Source organism: Legionella sp. PC1000 (assembly GCF_014109805.1).
GTDB lineage: Bacteria > Pseudomonadota > Gammaproteobacteria > Legionellales > Legionellaceae > Legionella > Legionella resiliens.
The window spans coordinates 1,693,566-1,712,447 of sequence record NZ_CP059400.1; the positions used below are offsets into that span (position 1 = coordinate 1,693,566).

The window sequence follows — 18,882 nt, forward strand, 5'->3', positions numbered from 1 at the left end:
GGAACTAAAATCTCGGCAGGCTATCTCCCTAGTAATTTGAATTTCTAACAGTAGATTAAATTAACCAACAAATATTTTTTGTCCCCTATGCAATGGATCATTTCGTTTAAGTCCTGGATTTAATGTAATAATACGCTCTATTTGCGTTTTATGTTGTCGTGCTATAGCACTGAGGCTGTCGCCTTTTTTTACAATATATTGAATGGGTTGATGTACTTTTTTCCAGATCACAAGTTGCTGACCTATTTGTAACGGTTGATTGCTTGCTAATTTATTCCATATTTGAATGTCTGTAGTACTAACCCCATAAGTTCTCATCAGTGTCTGATATGTCTCATTCTCTTGCACAATATGAATAACACGATGATTTTGTGGGATAGGTATTTGATGCTCTGGTAGGGCAGGTGCCGCGGGTTCTTTTTTAACAACGGCAGGAGCATTTCTGGTACTCGGAATTAAAAGGAATTGATTGGGCTCCACGCGATTAGTTGTGAGTTGATTTAACTGTTTTATTAAATTCACCGTGGTGTGGTATCTCACAGCAATACTATCCAGATTGTCGCCGGGTTGTACTATGTGCTTTTCCCAGCTAACCCGTTTTTCAGCAGGAAGGTTAGCAAGGTTTAAATTAAATTGATGTACTTTTTCAGCAGGAATAAGTAATTTTATGGGTTTATCGGGGGCGGTAGTCCAGCGATTAAAACCAGGATTTAATTTAATTAACTCTTTATAACTGATTCCTGCCATTTTGGCAGCATGGTTTAAATCAATTGGGGTTCCTATATTTACTTCTACAAAATAAGGAAGATAGGGTATTTCAGGTAGGGTTAATTTATATTGTGAAGGACTTTTAATAAGTTCTGCTAAGGCAAGCAGGCGAGGAACATAAATTTGAGTTTCTCTTGGTACAGTTAAATCCCAAAAACTTCGAGTGCGTCCACCTGTTGCCTTGATTGCTCGATCTATAGTTCCTTCCCCAGCATCATAAGCTCCTATGGCCAGAATCCAATTGCCATTAAAAAATTTATTGAGATAAAGAAGGTAGTTGAGCGCGGCATCGGTTGAGGAGCTGATGCTGCGTCGCGCATCAAACCACCAATCTTGTTTTAATCCTAAACCGGCACCTGTTTGTGGCATTAATTGCCATAATCCAGCGGCACCAGCTACAGAATAAGCAAAGGGATCATAAGCACTTTCAATCATAGGCAACAGGGCCAACTCACCAGGGAGGTTTCTTTTTTTTACTTCGCTAATGATATGATAAAGATAGGGTTCAGACTGATGGCATACTTTATTAAGAAAGCCTGGATGAGCGATAAACCAGCGGATTTGCTCCTGAACCTCAGGGCGCGATGTTTCATGGTTTAAAGTGAATTGAGCACGTAATACTTCCCATGCATCAGTAGCTGCATATACTAAAGTCTCATTAGTAATGCCCAAAAAAATGAGTAAACAGAATAAAAAAACTTTTATTTTGAAAAACTTAAATTTCAATGGTAATTACCTATGAATATAATTAACTCCCGAGTTTACTAAAAATAGTTATAGGATTAAACCTCGTTGCGCTTAATCGATCCATAAAGGTTCAAATTGAATCTCCATGGGTAATTATTTGAATGAATTTTTTTCTTCTCTTAAAACCCGAAATATTTCTAATGAATTATTTGATGTTGCTCCATGCTTTAATGCGTATTTTTGTACTTCGGGTTGATCGGTGCGTAAAAAAGGGTTAATTGATAATTCCAGTTCCAAAGTCGATGGGAGTGTGCAGAGACCATTTTTTGTGTGATGTATTTTTTGTAAGTAGTGTTGAACAGTAGGGTTATTAGGTTCTACTGTTTGTGCAAAGCGTAAGTTTTGCTGGGTATATTCATGAGCACAAAATATTTTTGTAGTGGGAGGTAACGTTTTGAAAAGAGATAACGATTGATGGAGCTGTTCCAGTGTTCCGTCAAAAACACGTCCGCAACCCGCAGAAAAAAGAGTATCGCCGCAGAACAATAATTCATACTGGGATTCATAATAACTAATATGACTTGAAGTATGTCCTGGGTTGAATAAGATTTTGAAAACACATTTCCCAACTTGAATGGTTTGATGTTCTTGTACCATGTTATTTACATTAGGAATGCGTGGATCATCTGGACCATATACAATGCACGAGGGATAGGCTTTGAGTAATTGACTCACTCCTCCAATATGATCCTGATGATGATGTGTTAATAAAATTGAACGTAATTTTAGTTGGTTTGAATGAGCAAATTGTACTACGGGCTCTGCGTCACCAGGGTCGACGCAATCAAATGCTACTGCAATTTTATCAATAATCGCCCAAATGTAATTATCTGAAAACGCAGGAATTGGAAAAATAGTCATGTATAGGCCTCAATAATATAAGAAGAAATGCCCGGATTAAAATAAGCTTTAAGTGCATTTAATACAGTTTTCATTTCCTCAGCTAAAGTAAATGGTGGATTAATTATCCATAAACCACAACCTGACATACCCTCCATTGGTGCTACTGTCAGGTTAAATTCAATATGCAAAGCATTTTTTGCCTGGATTTCTTTCATATTTCTATTGAGTTTATCAGTTAGTCTTTTATTGACCAGTGGATACCAAAGACAAAATACTCCTGTAGCAAAACGGGAATAGGCGTGTTTGATTGAAAGCGGAATTTCTTTATATTCTTCTTTTATTTCAAACGAAGGATCAATAAAAATGAGTCCTCTTTTTTCTGGCGGCGGAAGTAATGCGTTCATCGCTACAATACCGTCGGTATTGCTGAAATGTACTTTTTTATTCAAGCGAGGAAGTTGGTTCATCGCTTCAAACTCCCTTGGGTGAAGTTCGCAAAAATACATTCTATCTTGCATTCTTAGCATGTTGATCGCTAAAAATGGTGAGCCAGGATAATATCTTAGTGTACCAGGTGGATTGAGCAGATCAATTAGCTGAAGATAGTTTTGAAAAACAGAGGGTAAGGACTTTCTGTCAAGCCAAATTGGTTGAATGCCTTGTTTGTATTCTTGGGTTTTTTCAGCTTGTTTATTTTTTAAGTCATATAAGCCTTTGCCTGAATGGGTCTCAAGATAAAACATGGGTTTATCTTTAAGTTTTAGGTAGTTCAAAAGACGGGTTAAAGCAATATGTTTGATGACATCAGCAAAATTACCTGCATGATATCCGTGTTGATAGCTGAGCATGTTATTCCTAAAGCATTTTTATAAATGTCTACTATACTCTTTTTAAGAGAGTATAAAAGGGGAAAGCTATGGATCTTCACGAAGATTATGATGACCAATCATTCTCTGATTATAATTATGATGATGATATTGAGTCTACCGTTCATCGAAAAAACATTAGACGCTTGCTGGAGGAAAAGTTGGAGCGCAAACGTTTAAAAGAGGAATTTAAAGATGATTTTGATGAGTTGAGCGGAGATTTTGATTGGGATGTTATAGATAAGTAATTTTTTATATAGACTGGCTGCAAGCAACTGGATGTTCTATACATCGCTGGAAAACCAGTCCAGATCTACTCCGACTTCCCGTGGCTTGTCCGCGGGATCCAAGGAGATATGTGCTATAATGGGTCCCGCGGACAAGCCGTGGGGCGTAGACAGAGACAGTTGCAACCAACCAGGCTAATTTTTGCATTCTATTTCCCTAAAATCGCAGCTTTTAATGTATTCTCAAGCAACGTAACTATAGTCATCGGACCTACCCCTCCGGGTACAGGTGTAATCCATGAGACTTTGTTTACCGCTTTTTTAAAATCTATATCGCCCCTTATACTGCCATCGGCCAAACGATGGATACCCACATCGATAATTATCTGTTCTTTATTAAGCCACTCACTATTAATAACATCCATTTTACCTGTTGCAATGATCACAAGGTCAGCTATCTGTACTAATTTTTCTAATTGTTGCGTGAATTTATGCGCTATGGTGACTGTTGCCCCAGCAAGAAGTAATTCTAAACTCATAGGACGACCAACAATATTCGATGCACCAATAACAAGAGCATGCTTTCTTTTAACCTCGAGCTGATAGTGTTCTAGTAAATTCATTATGCCAAGAGGCGTACATGGGCGTAATAATGGATTGCGTTGAGCGAGTCTCCCCAAATTATAAGGATGAAAACCATCTACATCTTTTTCTGGTTTGATGCGTTCAATAATGACCCGTTCATTAATATGTTTGGGTAATGGTAATTGAATGAGAATTCCATCTATTTTATCTGAGGAATTCAACTCATCAATAAGCCTGATTAATTCATCCTGGGTTGTGTCTTCGGATAAGTCATAAGAATGAGAGATAATACCCACTTCAGCACATGCTTTACGTTTATTGGCTACATACACAGTAGAAGCAGGATCGTTGCCAATGAGAACCACAGCAAGGCCAGGGGCACGATGTTTCATTTGTATATAATCATGCACATGGTGTTTTAATTCTTCTCTACGAAGAGAGGCGACCGCCTTTCCGTCAATCAATGATGCTGACATAGTTAACCAGAAGAAATCAAAGGTTGTAATTATGAATTAGAGGTTGAGGTAATGCAATAGGATTAAGAGTTTAGAATTACCCAAAATTCTCGGTCTCTAAAAGCTATGTTCCATTTCTATTATCTTGGCCGAACTGCCCAGATTTTCTGCGTTTCGATGCTCACATACTCTGTGTATGCTGTGCTTCGGTACTTGAAAATCAGACCATTTTGACTCAAGCTGGCGAAATGGAAACAGACCTAGGTTAGATACTGATTTTATTATGGTTTATCTTTATCAACTAACGCCTTGTTGTTAAGCTGTTTATCCAGAAAATTGTAAGCCAAGGCAACGAGAGAGCTAGTAACGAAGGTACTAATAAATACGCCCGTTCCGCCGAGTAAACATTGGATAAAGGAAAGATCATAGTTAAAATATATTGTACCCATGATACCACTAAACGGTTTCCCTTTATTAAAAAGCAACAACATCAATCCCATAAAAAAAGTGGATATTCCTGAGAGGGCACCAAGAGATACACCTAAAGCAATTGGATCTATTTTGCCAAATTTCATGATAGTTATCCTATTGTTTTTCTATTGATTTACTGCATTATTCATCATTACGATAATCATGTGAAGTGTCTGTTTGTGTTTCTACTCTTATGGTCAAATTGTTCTGATTTTCTGCGTTATGATCTTCGCATACCTCGAGAATGGTTCGGTGCACAAAAATCAGGCTATCCTGGATCAAGCGAGCAAAATGGAAACAGACCTAAAATACGAGCAACCGCACTTAATGGAAATGCAGAATTAAATGAGCAAATAGTTTCGCTATAAAGTATGATTGACTCATACGCTTGCTATGTCTATACTGAAAAATCTTTGATTTTATGGTAAATATCGTGGATGAACTTACTGAATTACTTAGACCATCTTGGGGTGCTGAAAAATGGATTTTAGAAGGGTGGAACAAGATTACTGCAGATGAGAAACAACTCATAAAAAATAGATTAAATGAGTTATTTTGCGATGGTTTACCTTTTGAGCTTAAATCCGATAAACTTTTTTATATTTACACTTTTTCTCTTTTAGCCCAGCTTGAAGTATTAGCAGTTCAAATTCCTCTTAAATTTGAATCAAAAATGTCAACAGTTGAATACAGAAAGCGCATGCGCCAACAATTACTTGACGAAATATTTCATGGTTTAGTTTTCACTAAAATTGTTTATATGCTCTGTGCCCCTTATGCTTCCCCCCCTCCATACAGTCCTCATATTGAAATCATTTGTAACTTTATTCGTAATGAAAGTTGCCCCAAAGTAGCGATTATGTTGCTTAATCTTATAGGTGAAGGCTGGATTGAGGAGATTTTTGAGAGTTTACATCGCTATGGGGTCGCGCCGAGAGTATTTACAACAATTCTTGAGGACGAACATCGCCATGTATGTGAAGCAGATTTATATCGTGATATTGGCATGCCAAATGTTGATGAAATCAAACCGAAAATTGCCTATCTGGAAGAGCAGTTGATAACCAATATTTTTATGCAATATAAATATATGTCTTCAGTTTGTGCTTTATTGGGTGTTGAGGGGGTTATTCATTTTAAAGAATCGCTAAATAAAAAGCATACACAGCAACTCAGTAAAGTAAATCTCGAGCCCAGTGAGAATTGGAAAAATTTCATAGAATTTGCGGACGAAGTATTACCCAGAGTGCAGAATTATACTGAGTCAAATCGGGAAGTTGAAATGACACCGATTCGAAAAGTATTTATGACTCAGTGGGATGGGCCAAGTGATCCAACCATGACGGGGCAATTTAGTATCGATATCACTTGCCTTGATTTTTTTAATAAAAAATTTGCTTCAGAGACTTTGACTACTTTGATGTTGCAAGCTGTTAGTTCCTGGATGACAATATCCGATCATCACAGAAATTACTTAAGTTTTAGAAAAATCTTTCAAACCAAAGAAGCCTATGTTGGTCTGGTAGTCATGTTACCAGGATGTGGTGATCATTTAGGCACGATTGTTCTTGAAAACTGTCATAATCTTAGTTTTTATGAATTGTCTGCAAAAATTCGGACTATTGTAAATATGATGGTTTATTGTTACAAAAAACGTGAGCTACTGGAAAAAACACATCCACGTGTCCAACAACTCATGAAAGATATGGTTTATGAATATGCTTATAACACTTATCCTTATCCACTCGCAGGAACTCCTTATATCACACTAAGTAATATTGGTGTTTTTGGTTATACCCAATCCATGGCTCCTCTTCGCAAAACTGAGGCAATGAGATTTACTATAATGGAAGTGGAGCGAAAACCTGTTTGGCAAAAAGAAACAGATTCATTTGAGCCTAAAGATATGTTGCCGGTATCCATCAGTGCCGATCATCGTATTTTTGATGGTAATTCGACAGTACCTAGAATGGTAGAAGAACGATTTCATGCCATGTTTACCAAAATGGGTAAGGAAAAACCTAAATCAAAACCAGCATTGCATCAACATGAACATTTAGAATTAATCATAGAACAATTGCTCGCAACGAATATTGAAATGGGTTACAAGACTTTAATGTTACTGCAGACTTGTTGGTTTGACTTTATTTCTATTGAAGAATGTTATGCTGCGTCTAGTTATCATGGTGTTGCAAACCACGATACCCGGGAGCCAACACTTATCTAATGTAGTCAAGTAGAAAGTTATATATCCAAGCAGCGATATAACTACTAACAAAAGTATTCATAAGTACTATAGCTGCACCAAGACCTGCATTAGCCATAGAGGGATTATAGGAAAGATATATACTTCCAACCATGGCTACTATGGGTTTTCCGGTATAAAACACAAAAGCTGCTACACCCATAAAAAATGAAGCGAGTGCTGATAAAATACTAATAGATATTGCCAGAGCAAGCGGATTAATTTTGGTAAATTCCATGATTTTTATCCTGTTTTTTCAATAAATAATTAATTCTATTATTAATCATTCTTCCTGTGATGGGAAGCTCATTTTTGTTTGAAATTTTAGGGGTTTCGGGGTGAAATTTTAGTTGGTAAAAAACTGGAGAAAGCTCTTTTATGATTTATTTGAAATACTGGATATTGCAAGTGTAGTTATCAAAATTGTGCAATCTATTTAACAATAGAACTAACTTATTCTGTTTACCTTAAATATTCTGGATAAAATGCTTATAAAAGCTCTAATTGCTTGAATAGATAGATAAATAATGTTAGTTTTTTTAAGTTAACATGTCTTCATCATCATGAGGCATGGAGGAGCTCTGATTGAAAAAAACTGCTTTGTTTTCATCTCTATTTTCACTTTTTCCACTATGTGCATATGCACTTGGCTTAGGTGAAATGAAAGTGGAATCAGCCCTGAATCAACCTTTTCTTGCTGAAATTGAATTAATTGACGCACACGAAGTTTCTTTATCCAATATAAAAGTGGGACTTGCTGATACACAAAGTTATAAAAGTTTAGGTGTTGAACGCTCTGAAGCAATAAGTATTCTTTTTTTGGACATTAAAAAAAATAAACAAGGAAAATTCGTTTTGGAAGTTCATTCCAAAGAACGAATGACTGAGCCTTACATGCAGCTTATTGTTGATTTAACGTGGCCCAAAGGACAAATTTTTAAAGTTTATACGGTATTGTTGGATCCGCCTGGTTATAAATTAGCAAATACAATTGCACAAAGCGGCCTGACTTATCAGAGAAAATTTACTAATTATCAGCAAAAAACAACAGTTGCTCCCAAAAAACATGCTGAAGTAGGGCATTCTGGACAAAAGAAAAAAGCAGTATATGGACCTACAGCATCCAATGAAAATATATGGCAAATTGCCCAACGATATAAAACTGCTGAAGCTATTTTACCGCAAATTGTGCTTGCAATTGTGGGGGCAAATCCTGATGCATTTATTGATGGAAATTTGAATGGATTAAAAGCAGACGTTCGTCTTAAAATTCCTTCGGATAAAAAGTTCTTAGAGGTGCCTGCTGATTTAGCTACGGTTGAGGTAATGGCTCATGATAAGGCCTGGAATGAAAAAACATCGATTAACCATGTATTGGCTCCACCCTATATAACAGGCCAAGCATCCCACGCAACTCCTGTTGAGTATTCACAAATACCTCCAGCTCCTAAGTTTCCGGATACCGCAACCTCTATGCCAAACCAAAAACTCCCAGGATTTATACCGAGTTCAATACCCTTATTAGAAAAGCAAGTAAGCCCAGAACAAAGCAGGACACTCAAAGCTGAAATATCTATTACCACAGCTGCTGTAGATTCTTTACGGGAGTCGAATGCGCTATTAACAGAACAATTGAGTTTGTTACAGACACAAAATAAAAAGTTACAAAAACAATTGGATGTACGAGAGAAAGAACTTCAATTAATGCGTAATCAAATTCAAACTTTGATGAAAGAGCGCATGGCAATAGCAGGGCAAAGCAGCTCAACGAACATATCTAATAAATCGGATGTTTTTTGGATTTTATTCATACTGTTGCTACTTGCTGGAGGAGGTGGTGTCGCTGCATTTTACTATTTTAAACAGCGTGATCAAAGAAAAAAACAGGCACCTACGCCAACGGGATCTTCTACTCCAATAGTATCTCATCCTGCTTCGATTCAACCCATTACTAGTACAAAAGAAGAGTTAGTTAGGGATGAATTAGAAAAAGTTAAATCTGAATTAAAACCCGAACCTGAGTTAAAATCCGAACCTGAGTTAAAACCTGAACCTGAGTTAAAACCTGAACCTGAGTTAAAACCTGAACCTGAGTTAAAACCTGAACCTGAGTTAAAACCTGAACCTGAGTTAAAACCTGAACCTGAATTAAAACTTGAACCTGAATTAAAACCTGAGCCTAAGTTAAAATCTGAGGCTAAGCTAAAACCTGAGCCTAAGTTAAAATCTGAGGCTAGGTTAAAATCTGAGGCTAAGCTAAAACCTGAGCCTAAGTTAAAATCTGAGGCTAAGCTAAAACCTGAGCCTAAGTTAAAATCTGAGGCTAGGTTAAAATCTGAGTCCGAGTTTAAATCAGAGCCTAAGTTAAAATCTGAGGCGAAGCTAAAACCTGAGTCCAAGTTAAAACCTGAACCTGAGTTAAAGCCTGAACCTGAGTTAAAACGTGTGCCTAAGTTAAAAACTGAACCTGAGTTAAAAGCTGAACCTGAGTTAAAACCTGAGCTTAAATTAAAGTCTGAACCTAAGTTAAAGTCTGAGCCCGGGTTAAAGCCTGAACCTAATCTAGAATCTAAGTTTGAATTTAAGCCCGAACCCGGGGTAGATGTGGAATCAGAATTAAAACCCAAGTTAGCTATCTCTCCAGAAAAGATGAATATAGAGCCTGTTAATGATTCTACAGAAAATACTTCTGTTGAATTCACAACAATAGATGAAGAACCATTATTGGAAATAATACCGACTGAAGTGGAAAATGAACCCTCTTTTCAAACTAATGAGGAGCAAAACTCTTTAAGAGATAAACCAGGGGAAGATAATTTATTGGAGTTTGAATCGGGTCTACATCATTTACTTACAGAGAAGTCGACCACGAAAGAAAATAATGATCAAGAGCAAATAAGTGATGAGGGTCATGGTTTGGATTTTACTCCTTCTATGCCCGCTGACATAGGGCAAACACAGAAAGATGATCAAAGTAAAAAGCTTTCTAGCTTAAAGAACCCAAAAGCATTAGATACGCTTTTGGCTCTTGCTAAAACCTACATAGGAATGGAAGATATAGAGTCCGCACTCAATTCTTTAAATGAAGTCATGGAGCACGGAAGTAAATCACAAAAAGAAGAAGCACAACGCCTAATGGATGAGATTAACGGAAAGTCTTAATATTTGTCTCCAATATCTGCCTAGAAAACCTCATAGTATGTCTATGAAGTGTAATTCAATTACCCCTTATGTTTTACTTCCGAAAGGATTGATAGTTTGGTTTATAGAATCATTTTTAATTGTAAATATACTATAGTTTTAAAATCGCACTCATGGAGGTAATATCATGTTTTTATTCGGTTTTTAGAATAAGCATAGTACTAATTCAAAACTCATCGTCTGGAGGAGTTAATGCCAGAGCATCCTTTTATAAAATGCTCAATACTATGTACTGAAGAGCTCACTACGTCCAGACTGACTTAAAATATTTTTTTTTTATTTTCACTCATTGGTTTCTTTATTTTACAAAGCTTTTTTCTCTGCCGAACAGATAAGTTGCAGTGACTAAAACTTCATTTGAACGATAGGAACCAGGATTTAATGATTGCTCAGCCCATGTATCAACTCCATTACCTGAGGAAATTGGGCCTAAATCTTGATAAAGATAGCCCACTGAGAGAATCAATTGAGGAAGGATTTGCACATCAATTCCGGCACCCACATTGTAAGCAAATTCACTTGTATTGGAGTTTTTAAATCCTGGGCTAACTCGAGAGGTAACCCCTGAAAATGCCTCTTCTCTATAGTTAGATACATTATTGAAAGAGGTTCCTATTCCGCCATTAATGTAAGGGGAAAATAACCCATATTGAAACAAATTAATTTTTCCACTGGCTAATAAAAGATTAGAGACAAAGTCGAAATTGTAATTGTAATTGGCAAATTCAGGTAAGGAATATAGCGTTATTTCCCCGTTGATATGAGTTTTAAAAAAATACTGCCAGAAAATACTCAAAGAATAGGATGGAAGCCAGAAGTTATTATTTTGCCAACGCCGGCCTGCAGATGCTGCAATCACTCCTCCATTGTTATTTGTGATTGAATAATGATCTTGATCAAAAGGCTTTGGAAATCCTGAGCCATTATTTATTTTCATATGGGAATTTAAATCGGGAAATTGAGCACCTCCTCCAAGAGATATAAACCAATTACCTTGACTGTTGAAAATAGAGGGTGGTAATACATTTTGGGCATTTTTAATATTTTTAGAGAAAGACAGATTACAGACGGCAAGTAATAAAGTGAAAGTAGTTGAATAAAATAAATTCCATTTCATAATTAAGTCTCAAAATTTAATGATAACTATAGGGGCTGTTTACATTTCTGCTATCTTGATCCAAATTACCTGATTTTCTGTGCTTCGGTACACGAAAAGCAGGGATTTTGAACTCAATCTAGCGAAAATAAACAGACCCTAGAAAGATTTGCACAATTATTGACAATGATTTTATTGTGGCATGAAAAAGTATCATAATTAAATGAGCTAAATCAATAAGATGATTTTATAAAAGAAATTACATCTGCTGAGATACAAGAACTTAACAATCTTTGATTGCAGAATTTAGATCAAGAGAAATGACTAAATATTTAATAAACTTGAAAATCAATTATATTAGGGTATAGACAAAACATATACTGTATTATAAATTGACCCTTTTATCAGGAATAATCAATGCGTATTGCCTTGGTGCTTGAGTACGATGGTAGCCAGTATCATGGCTGGCAAGCACAAACAGGCTTGCATACTGTGCAACAAGCCGTAGAACATGCTTTATCAAAAGTAGCAGATTGCCCTATTTCCGTGGTTTGTGCAGGAAGAACAGATACAGGTGTACATGCTACAAATCAAGTAATTCATTTTGACTGCAATAAAGTGCGCAGCATTCGTGCCTGGATTCATGGGGTGAACTCTTTTCTACCTAAAGATATTTGCGTTAAATGGGGGCGAGATTTACCAGAAGAGTTTCATGCACGATACTCTGCTACTGCAAGAAGATATCGTTATATCATTTATAATAGTGCCATTCGTCCTGCTTTATTGCGAAGCAATGTAACATGGCAATACAGACAATTAGATCATCGTCTGATGCATCAAGCGGCACAGGTTTTACTGGGGGAGAATGATTTCACTTCATTCCGTTCTGTTGAGTGCCAATCGAACACGCCTATGCGAAATATCCACAATTTACAGGTTAATCGTATGGGTGATTTAGTAATGATTGATATTACTGCCAATGCGTTCTTGCATCATATGGTACGAAATATTGCTGGCGTGTTAATTGCGGTAGGATCAGGAAAACATCCTGTATCTTGGGTAGATGAAGTACTCAAAGCAAAAGACAGAAAATTAGGTGCTGAGACTGCACCTGCTTATGGATTATATTTAGTGCAAGTGACTTATCCGCAGGAATTTTCTATATTGCAGAGTAGTTTGGGGCCTTTTTTTCTTCCGGAGAAATAATGAAAACAGCACGTGTGCGAGTCAAGATGTGCGGTATGACGCGTAATGAAGATATCGCGTATGCCATAAAGCTGGGTGTAGATGCTATCGGTTTGATCTTTTATCCAAAAAGCGCACGTTGTGTTTCAATAGAGCAGGCAAAAGTTTTATTACACGATTTGCCTGCATTTGTAGATTCGGTTGCTGTTTTAGTTAATCCTGAGCGAGATTTTGTCCATAGAATAATAAAGGAATTGCCAATTCAATTATTGCAATTTCATGGAGAGGAATCAGCTGAGTTTTGCCAACAATTTAATAAACCTTTTATTAAAGCCATACATTGTGATTCAGCAGAGTATATTCACAAGACTGTACGAGACTTTATGACAGCACGGGCGTTATTGCTAGATACCCCTTCTGAGACGGCTAGAGGCGGAACCGGTTGTGCTTTTGACTGGACAATTATTCCAAAAAAGGCAGAAAAGCCTTTTATATTGGCTGGCGGATTGAATGAGTATAATGTACATGATGCAATTAAATTATGTCACCCTTATGCTGTTGACTTATGCAGTGGCATTGAGGCATCGCCTGGTATTAAGGATCATGGCAAAATGAGCCGTTTTATGCAGAAATTGTTAAATTAATAGTATATTGATAAGAAGTTAAATAAGGTAAATTAATGAACAAAAAAGAGCTTCCTGATGAGCGCGGACACTTCGGTCCTTATGGTGGTATTTTTGTAGCAGATACTTTGATGCATGCATTAAAGCAATTGGAAGAAGCTTATGCAAAATATCGAAAAGATCCTGATTTTTTAGCTGAGCTGAATGCTGAATTAAAAGATTATGTGGGGCGTCCTAATCCACTTTATCATGCGCGACGTTTAAGCGAAGAAATAGGTGGTGCACAAATCTACTTAAAGCGGGAAGATTTGAATCATACTGGGGCACACAAAATTAATAATACTGTAGGCCAGGCGCTGCTTGCCAAACGCATGGGAAAAACCCGGGTTATTGCCGAAACAGGTGCAGGTCAGCATGGAGTGGCTTCAGCAACGGTAGCTGCTAAATTAGGCTTGGAATGTGTGGTGTACATGGGTGTTGAAGATATAAAACGACAATCATCCAATGTTTACCGCATGAAACTGTTGGGTGCAACAGTTGTTCCAGTCACTTCGGGATCACGGACATTGAAAGATGCGTTAAATGAAGCAATGCGTGATTGGGTAAGTAATGTGGACAATACTTTTTATATTATTGGAACAGTTGCCGGCCCACATCCTTACCCTCAGATGGTTCGAGATTTTCAATCCGTTATTGGCATTGAAGCAAGGGCTCAATTTTTAGAAAAGACAGGACATCTTCCTGATGCACTGGTTGCTTGCGTGGGGGGTGGTTCTAACGCAATCGGCTTATTTTATCCTTTTCTGGATGATTCTACAGTTGCTATCTACGGTGTAGAGGCTGGAGGAAAAGGTTTGGAAAGTGGTGAACATTCTGCCTCGTTGATTGCTGGAACCCCTGGAGTTTTACATGGTAATCGAACTTATTTACTTTGCGATGAATACGGTCAAATTAAAGATACTCATTCCGTTTCAGCAGGTCTTGATTATCCTGGGGTAGGTCCAGAACACGCTTATTTAAAAGACACCGGACGTGTTGTTTATGAAGCAATTAATGATGATGAAGCATTGAATGCATTTCGTACCCTAACACGAGTAGAAGGAATTATTCCAGCCCTTGAATCAAGCCATGCAGTTGCTTATGCCATGAAGCTCGCTAAAAAAATGTCAGTGAAACAAAATATTATTGTGAATTTATCAGGTCGTGGTGATAAAGACATGCATACTGTGGCACAAATTGATGGGATTACTGTATGAACCGAATTGATAAAACTTTAATGCGTCTGAAAGCGGATGGCAAAAAAATGCTGAGTCCCTATATCACTGCTGGAGATCCTAATCCTGGGGTCACAGTCAAACTCATGCATGAATTAGTAAAAGCTGGAGCAGATATTTTAGAATTAGGTATCCCATTTTCTGATCCCATGGCGGAGGGGCCGGTTATCCAAAAAGCGATGGAGCGTGCGCTCGCTCAGAATGTGCATTGCCAAACTGTATTGAATATGGTGAAAGAGTTTCGCTTGCAGGATCAAGAGACTCCAGTGGTTATAATGGGTTACTTAAATCCCATTGAACATTTTGGTTATGAACTTTTTGCACAACACGCGGTAGAGGCGGGCGTGGATGGAACTATCTTGGTAGATTTACCCCCTGAAGAAAGTGAACAGGTAGTTAAAGTCTGGCAAAAATATGGTTTATACAGTATCTTTCTTTGTTCGCCTACGACCTCAGATGAGAGAATGGCATTAATTAACCAATTTGCCAAGGGATATTTGTACTATGTGTCTTTAAAAGGTGTTACCGGTTCTAATGCACTGGATGTTTCGTCTTTAAAATCACAATATCAACATCGAAAAGCACAAACTACACTTCCTTTAATGGTCGGTTTTGGTATAAAAACATCGGAAATGGCTGCGGAGGTTGCTCGTTTTGCAGATGGTGTGATTGTGGGAGCTGCTCTGATCACGCGAATTCTAGATGCTTACAATGCCAATAGTAATATGTTGCAAGCAGGAGCAGATTTAATGTACTCAATGCGACATGCTATGGATAATAATTTAAAATGATAAGCAACAGGTCATACTAATCTTCTGTATAAGTCATGGAAATTTTAGAATAAAGGGCCTGCTGCAAATAATGTGACGTTTTGGATAAAGCTAAAGACGGGGCCTAATAATTTGGCAAGTAAAATGAATTAACCAGGTCGCGTCTTTACCTTTACCCAGACATAGTAATAAACAGTGATGGAAAGATCGAATGATAGAATTAACTGAAAAACGAGCTCATTTTATAAGACAATTGATTACTGATGAATTGGCTAGCGGCAAACATAAGTCTGTAGTGACTCGTTTTCCTCCAGAACCTAATGGATATTTACATGTGGGGCATGCCAAGTCTATATGCTTGAACTTCGGTTTGGCGCAAGAGTTTAGCGGTATTTGTTATTTACGGTTTGATGATACAAATCCCATCAAGGAAGAGGAGGAATACGTCAACGCTATTATTGAAGACGTACGCTGGCTGGGTTTTGAATGGTATGAAATGACTCATTCTTCGGACTATTACCATGAGCTCTATGATTTTGCAGTATTGCTAATTAAAAAAGATCTGGCTTATATAGATAGTTTGAGCATGGAGGAAATTCGCGCTTATCGAGGAACTTTGCAAGAACCTGGAAAGGAAAGCCCTTACAGAAATAGGCCAATAGAAGAAAGTTTGGATTTATTTGCTCGCATGAAAGCGGGGGAGTTTCCTGATGGTGCTCATGTATTGCGGGCAAAAATTGACATGCAATCAGGTAATTTGAATATGCGGGATCCTGTAATCTATCGTATTCGACATGCATCTCACCAACGTACAGGGGATGAATGGTGTATTTATCCTATGTATGATTATGCACATCCTATTTCTGATGCGTTGGAAAAAATTACTCATTCTTTATGTACATTGGAATTTCAAGACCACCGACCTCTATATGACTGGTGTGTCGATAATTTACCTTTACCTGCAAAACCAATACAAACTGAATTTGCGCGATTAAATTTATCACACACAGTGACTTCAAAACGCAAATTGCGAACATTAGTTGAAAAAAAGGCGGTATCTGGATGGGATGATCCGCGAATGCCCACTTTACGTGGTATGCGTAAACGCGGTTATCCTCCTGCAGCGATTCGCCAGTTTTGTGAAGTAATAGGAATATCACGTAGTGATTCCGTGATTGATATGTCGGTATTAGAAGAATGTGTCCGTTCTGAGCTAAATAAAACAGCGAAACGTGCTTTATGTGTTATGGATCCATTAAAGGTAGTCATAGAAAATTACCCTGAAGGTAAAATAGAACTATTAAAACCTGCCTATAACCCACAAGATCCAGATTCAGCCACACGAGACTTACCATTTACTCGAGAACTCTTTATCGAGCGTTCTGATTTTATGGAAGAGCCGCCTAAAAAATATTTTCGTTTATCGCCTGGTGCGGAAGTACGTTTACGCCATTCTTATGTGATTAAATGTCACGATGTAGTCCATGATGAACAAGGCAATATCATTGAGTTGCGTTGTACCTATGATGAAAAAACTTTAGGTAAAAATCCTGAAGATAGAAAAGTTAAAGGAGTCATTCATTGGGTATCTTGTGAACAAGCCTATCCTGTGACAGTGTTGGAGTATGATCGTCTATTTAATGATCCTAATCCAGGCCGTGAAGATGATTTCTTCCAGTTTTTAAACCATAATTCATTGCAAATGAAGCAAGGATATTGTGAACCGGCTCTAGCAAGTCAACAGTTAGGCGAGGTGTTTCAGTTCGAGCGGTTGGGATATTATTGTGTGAATGAATTAAAAGATGGACATGTAAACGCATTTCATCGTGTAGTTGATTTGAAGGATACTTGGGGAAAACTCGGGGCCTAGGCTAAGGGGCAGATATGTTGCATTTATATAATTCTTTAACCAGGACAAAAGAACCATTTGTTTCCATTACACCAGGAAAAATTGGTATCTATGTTTGTGGTATTACCGTATATGATCATTGCCATATAGGCCATGCTCGCTCTATGGTATCTTTTGATGTTATTGTTCGTTACTTGCGCTCACAAGGTTATGATGTGAACTACGTACGTAATATTACCGATATTGATGACAAAATTATTGCGCGGGCACATGAGCGTGCAATACCTATAGATGAGTTGACTGCCCAGTATATTGCAGCAATGAATGAGGATACAAAAGCGTTAAATATTTTACCTCCGGATGTAGAGCCGCGGGCTACAGAACATATAAGCAGTATTATTCGGTTAATTGAGCGGCTGCTCGAAAAGGGGAATGCATACCTTAGTGAGAATGGTGATGTATGTTATCAAGTCGATTCTTTTGCTGAGTATGGTAAGTTATCACATAAAGATCTGGAAGGACTGGTCGCTGGCGCTCGAGTTGAAATTGTTAAAGAAAAGCGCTCCCCATTGGATTTTGTTTTATGGAAAAAGGCAAAACTTGGCGAGCCCAGTTGGCCTTCTCCTTGGGGCGAAGGACGTCCAGGCTGGCATATTGAATGCTCTGCCATGGCAATGAGTGAGTTAGGTGAGCAATTTGATATTCACGGGGGGGGATTGGATTTACAATTTCCCCATCATGAGAATGAGATCGCTCAGAGTGAGGCAGCAACTGAAAAACCTTTTGCAAATTATTGGTTGCATGTAGGAATGCTGCAAGTTAATAATGAAAAAATGTCAAAATCACTAGGTAATTTTTTTACTATTGCCGATGTTTTAGCCAAACATCATCACGAAGTTGTGCGTTATTTTCTTTTAAGCAGTCATTATCGTAGTTCATTAAATTATTCTGAAGAAAATTTAGCTAATGCTAAAAAAGCATTGACTCGTTTATATCAAACGATAAAAGACAACCATTCTTTTACGAATAATGAATTAGATAATCATTGGATTAATGAATTTAATCAAGCAATGAATGATGATTTTAATACTCCCATTGCATTATCTGTTCTATTTCAGCTTAGTCATGAAGTAAATAAAAAGAACTCCCCCATTTTAGTGAATACATTGAAGCACTTAGCTAACATCATGGGGTTATTGCAGGAAGATCCCGCATCCTTCTTACAATCGGGTTTTGCAGAAGAAGACAGAGTAGAAATAGAGCAATTAATTGCTAAGCGACTCCAAGCACGTGCTGATCGAAACTGGGAACATGCTGATCAGATAAGAGCAGATTTGTTAAGCCGAGGAATCGAGTTGGAAGATGGTGCAAACGGGACCACTTGGCGTAAAGTAGAATAATTATTTGTTTTTCTTATTTGTTTTAGCCCGGAGTTCAAGGCAGCGAACCCCGGGGTTTTTCTGCTTGGATATTTTTATACTTCATTCCAAAGATTTACATTCTTGAGTAGACAAGTGCTTATGTTTTTTTTTGCTAATAAGTTCTCGATTTCATCTATAACTTCGTTTAATTAAATCAATTGCAGTATACCGCAAGTATTATCTGCGGTTGTAACAAGGGAACACTCAAACTTCTTTAGTTTTGCCGCTGGATTTTGTAATACTGTTTTCAATTAAC

At 37.5% G+C, this 18,882-nt stretch carries 16 protein-coding genes; 9 read left to right on the forward strand and 7 right to left on the reverse strand.

From position 1 onward, the window contains the following. Positions 1–60: 60 nt before the first annotated feature. From FOLKNPGA_RS07405 to FOLKNPGA_RS07415, 3 genes are all read right to left on the reverse strand, one after another. Positions 61–1,494 (reverse strand): LysM peptidoglycan-binding domain-containing protein, encoded by a 1,434-nt coding sequence (locus FOLKNPGA_RS07405; RefSeq protein WP_182352432.1) that lies wholly within the window; start codon positions 1,492–1,494, stop codon positions 61–63. A gap of 114 nt (positions 1,495–1,608) precedes the next feature. Beyond that, on the reverse strand, positions 1,609–2,376 hold the full coding sequence (gene gloB, locus FOLKNPGA_RS07410) for a hydroxyacylglutathione hydrolase (RefSeq protein ID WP_182352433.1): 768 nt from the start codon (positions 2,374–2,376) through the stop codon (positions 1,609–1,611). Next, positions 2,373–3,206, reverse strand: a complete 834-nt coding sequence (locus FOLKNPGA_RS07415; protein ID WP_182352434.1) for a 23S rRNA (adenine(2030)-N(6))-methyltransferase RlmJ — start codon at positions 3,204–3,206, stop codon at positions 2,373–2,375. The genes gloB and FOLKNPGA_RS07415 overlap by 4 nt, the downstream gene beginning before the upstream one ends. Positions 3,207–3,274: 68 nt before the next feature. Here FOLKNPGA_RS07415 and FOLKNPGA_RS07420 point away from each other — a divergent pair, with 68 nt between their 5' ends. Then, the gene (locus tag FOLKNPGA_RS07420) at positions 3,275–3,472 is read left to right on the forward strand and encodes a hypothetical protein (RefSeq protein WP_182352435.1); all 198 of its coding nucleotides are present in this window, start codon (positions 3,275–3,277) and stop codon (positions 3,470–3,472) included. A gap of 188 nt (positions 3,473–3,660) precedes the next feature. On the opposite strand, the gene folD is transcribed toward FOLKNPGA_RS07420, so the two are convergent. Further along, entirely contained in the window at positions 3,661–4,512 is an 852-nt protein-coding gene (gene folD / locus FOLKNPGA_RS07425; RefSeq protein ID WP_182352436.1) for a bifunctional methylenetetrahydrofolate dehydrogenase/methenyltetrahydrofolate cyclohydrolase FolD, read from the reverse strand. Between the two features lie 260 nt (positions 4,513–4,772). Then, entirely contained in the window at positions 4,773–5,066 is a 294-nt protein-coding gene (locus FOLKNPGA_RS07430) for a hypothetical protein (protein WP_182352437.1), read from the reverse strand. Positions 5,067–5,395: 329 nt separating this feature from the next. On the opposite strand from FOLKNPGA_RS07430, the gene FOLKNPGA_RS07440 reads away from it, so the two are divergent. Next, entirely contained in the window at positions 5,396–7,189 is a 1,794-nt protein-coding gene (locus tag FOLKNPGA_RS07440; protein WP_182352439.1) for a 2-oxo acid dehydrogenase subunit E2, read from the forward strand. Here the strand turns inward: FOLKNPGA_RS07440 and FOLKNPGA_RS07445 are convergent. Further along, positions 7,182–7,445, reverse strand: a complete 264-nt coding sequence (locus tag FOLKNPGA_RS07445) for a hypothetical protein (RefSeq protein WP_182352440.1) — start codon at positions 7,443–7,445, stop codon at positions 7,182–7,184. The genes FOLKNPGA_RS07440 and FOLKNPGA_RS07445 overlap by 8 nt on opposite strands. A 347-nt stretch (positions 7,446–7,792) precedes the next feature. On the opposite strand from FOLKNPGA_RS07445, the gene FOLKNPGA_RS07450 reads away from it, so the two are divergent. Then, positions 7,793–10,369, forward strand: coding sequence for a FimV/HubP family polar landmark protein (locus tag FOLKNPGA_RS07450; protein ID WP_182352441.1), 2,577 nt, complete (start codon positions 7,793–7,795; stop codon positions 10,367–10,369). A 337-nt stretch (positions 10,370–10,706) separates the two neighbouring features. On the opposite strand, the gene FOLKNPGA_RS07455 is transcribed toward FOLKNPGA_RS07450, so the two are convergent. Then, on the reverse strand, positions 10,707–11,525 hold the full coding sequence (locus tag FOLKNPGA_RS07455) for an outer membrane protein (RefSeq protein ID WP_182352442.1): 819 nt from the start codon (positions 11,523–11,525) through the stop codon (positions 10,707–10,709). A 396-nt stretch (positions 11,526–11,921) separates the two neighbouring features. Between FOLKNPGA_RS07455 and truA the strand changes: the two genes are divergently transcribed. The 6 genes from truA to cysS all read left to right on the forward strand — a co-directional run bounded on the left by truA (position 11,922) and on the right by cysS (position 18,605). Beyond that, positions 11,922–12,710: a tRNA pseudouridine(38-40) synthase TruA gene (truA, locus tag FOLKNPGA_RS07460; RefSeq protein WP_182352443.1), complete on the forward strand. Its 789-nt coding sequence runs from the start codon at positions 11,922–11,924 to the stop codon at positions 12,708–12,710. Beyond that, positions 12,710–13,333: a phosphoribosylanthranilate isomerase gene (locus tag FOLKNPGA_RS07465; RefSeq protein ID WP_182352444.1), complete on the forward strand. Its 624-nt coding sequence runs from the start codon at positions 12,710–12,712 to the stop codon at positions 13,331–13,333. Before truA ends, FOLKNPGA_RS07465 begins: the two co-directional genes overlap by 1 nt. 35 nt (positions 13,334–13,368) lie before the next feature. Next, the gene (trpB, locus tag FOLKNPGA_RS07470; RefSeq protein WP_182352445.1) at positions 13,369–14,568 is read left to right on the forward strand and encodes a tryptophan synthase subunit beta; all 1,200 of its coding nucleotides are present in this window, start codon (positions 13,369–13,371) and stop codon (positions 14,566–14,568) included. Then, complete coding sequence (gene trpA / locus FOLKNPGA_RS07475; RefSeq protein ID WP_182352446.1) at positions 14,565–15,377, forward strand: tryptophan synthase subunit alpha; 813 nt, start codon at positions 14,565–14,567, stop codon at positions 15,375–15,377. The genes trpB and trpA overlap by 4 nt, the downstream gene beginning before the upstream one ends. A gap of 190 nt (positions 15,378–15,567) precedes the next feature. Continuing rightward, on the forward strand, positions 15,568–17,226 hold the full coding sequence (locus tag FOLKNPGA_RS07480; RefSeq protein WP_182352447.1) for a glutamine--tRNA ligase/YqeY domain fusion protein: 1,659 nt from the start codon (positions 15,568–15,570) through the stop codon (positions 17,224–17,226). 14 nt (positions 17,227–17,240) lie between these two features. Then, the gene (cysS, locus tag FOLKNPGA_RS07485; RefSeq protein WP_182352448.1) at positions 17,241–18,605 is read left to right on the forward strand and encodes a cysteine--tRNA ligase; all 1,365 of its coding nucleotides are present in this window, start codon (positions 17,241–17,243) and stop codon (positions 18,603–18,605) included. Positions 18,606–18,882: the final 277 nt, after the last annotated feature.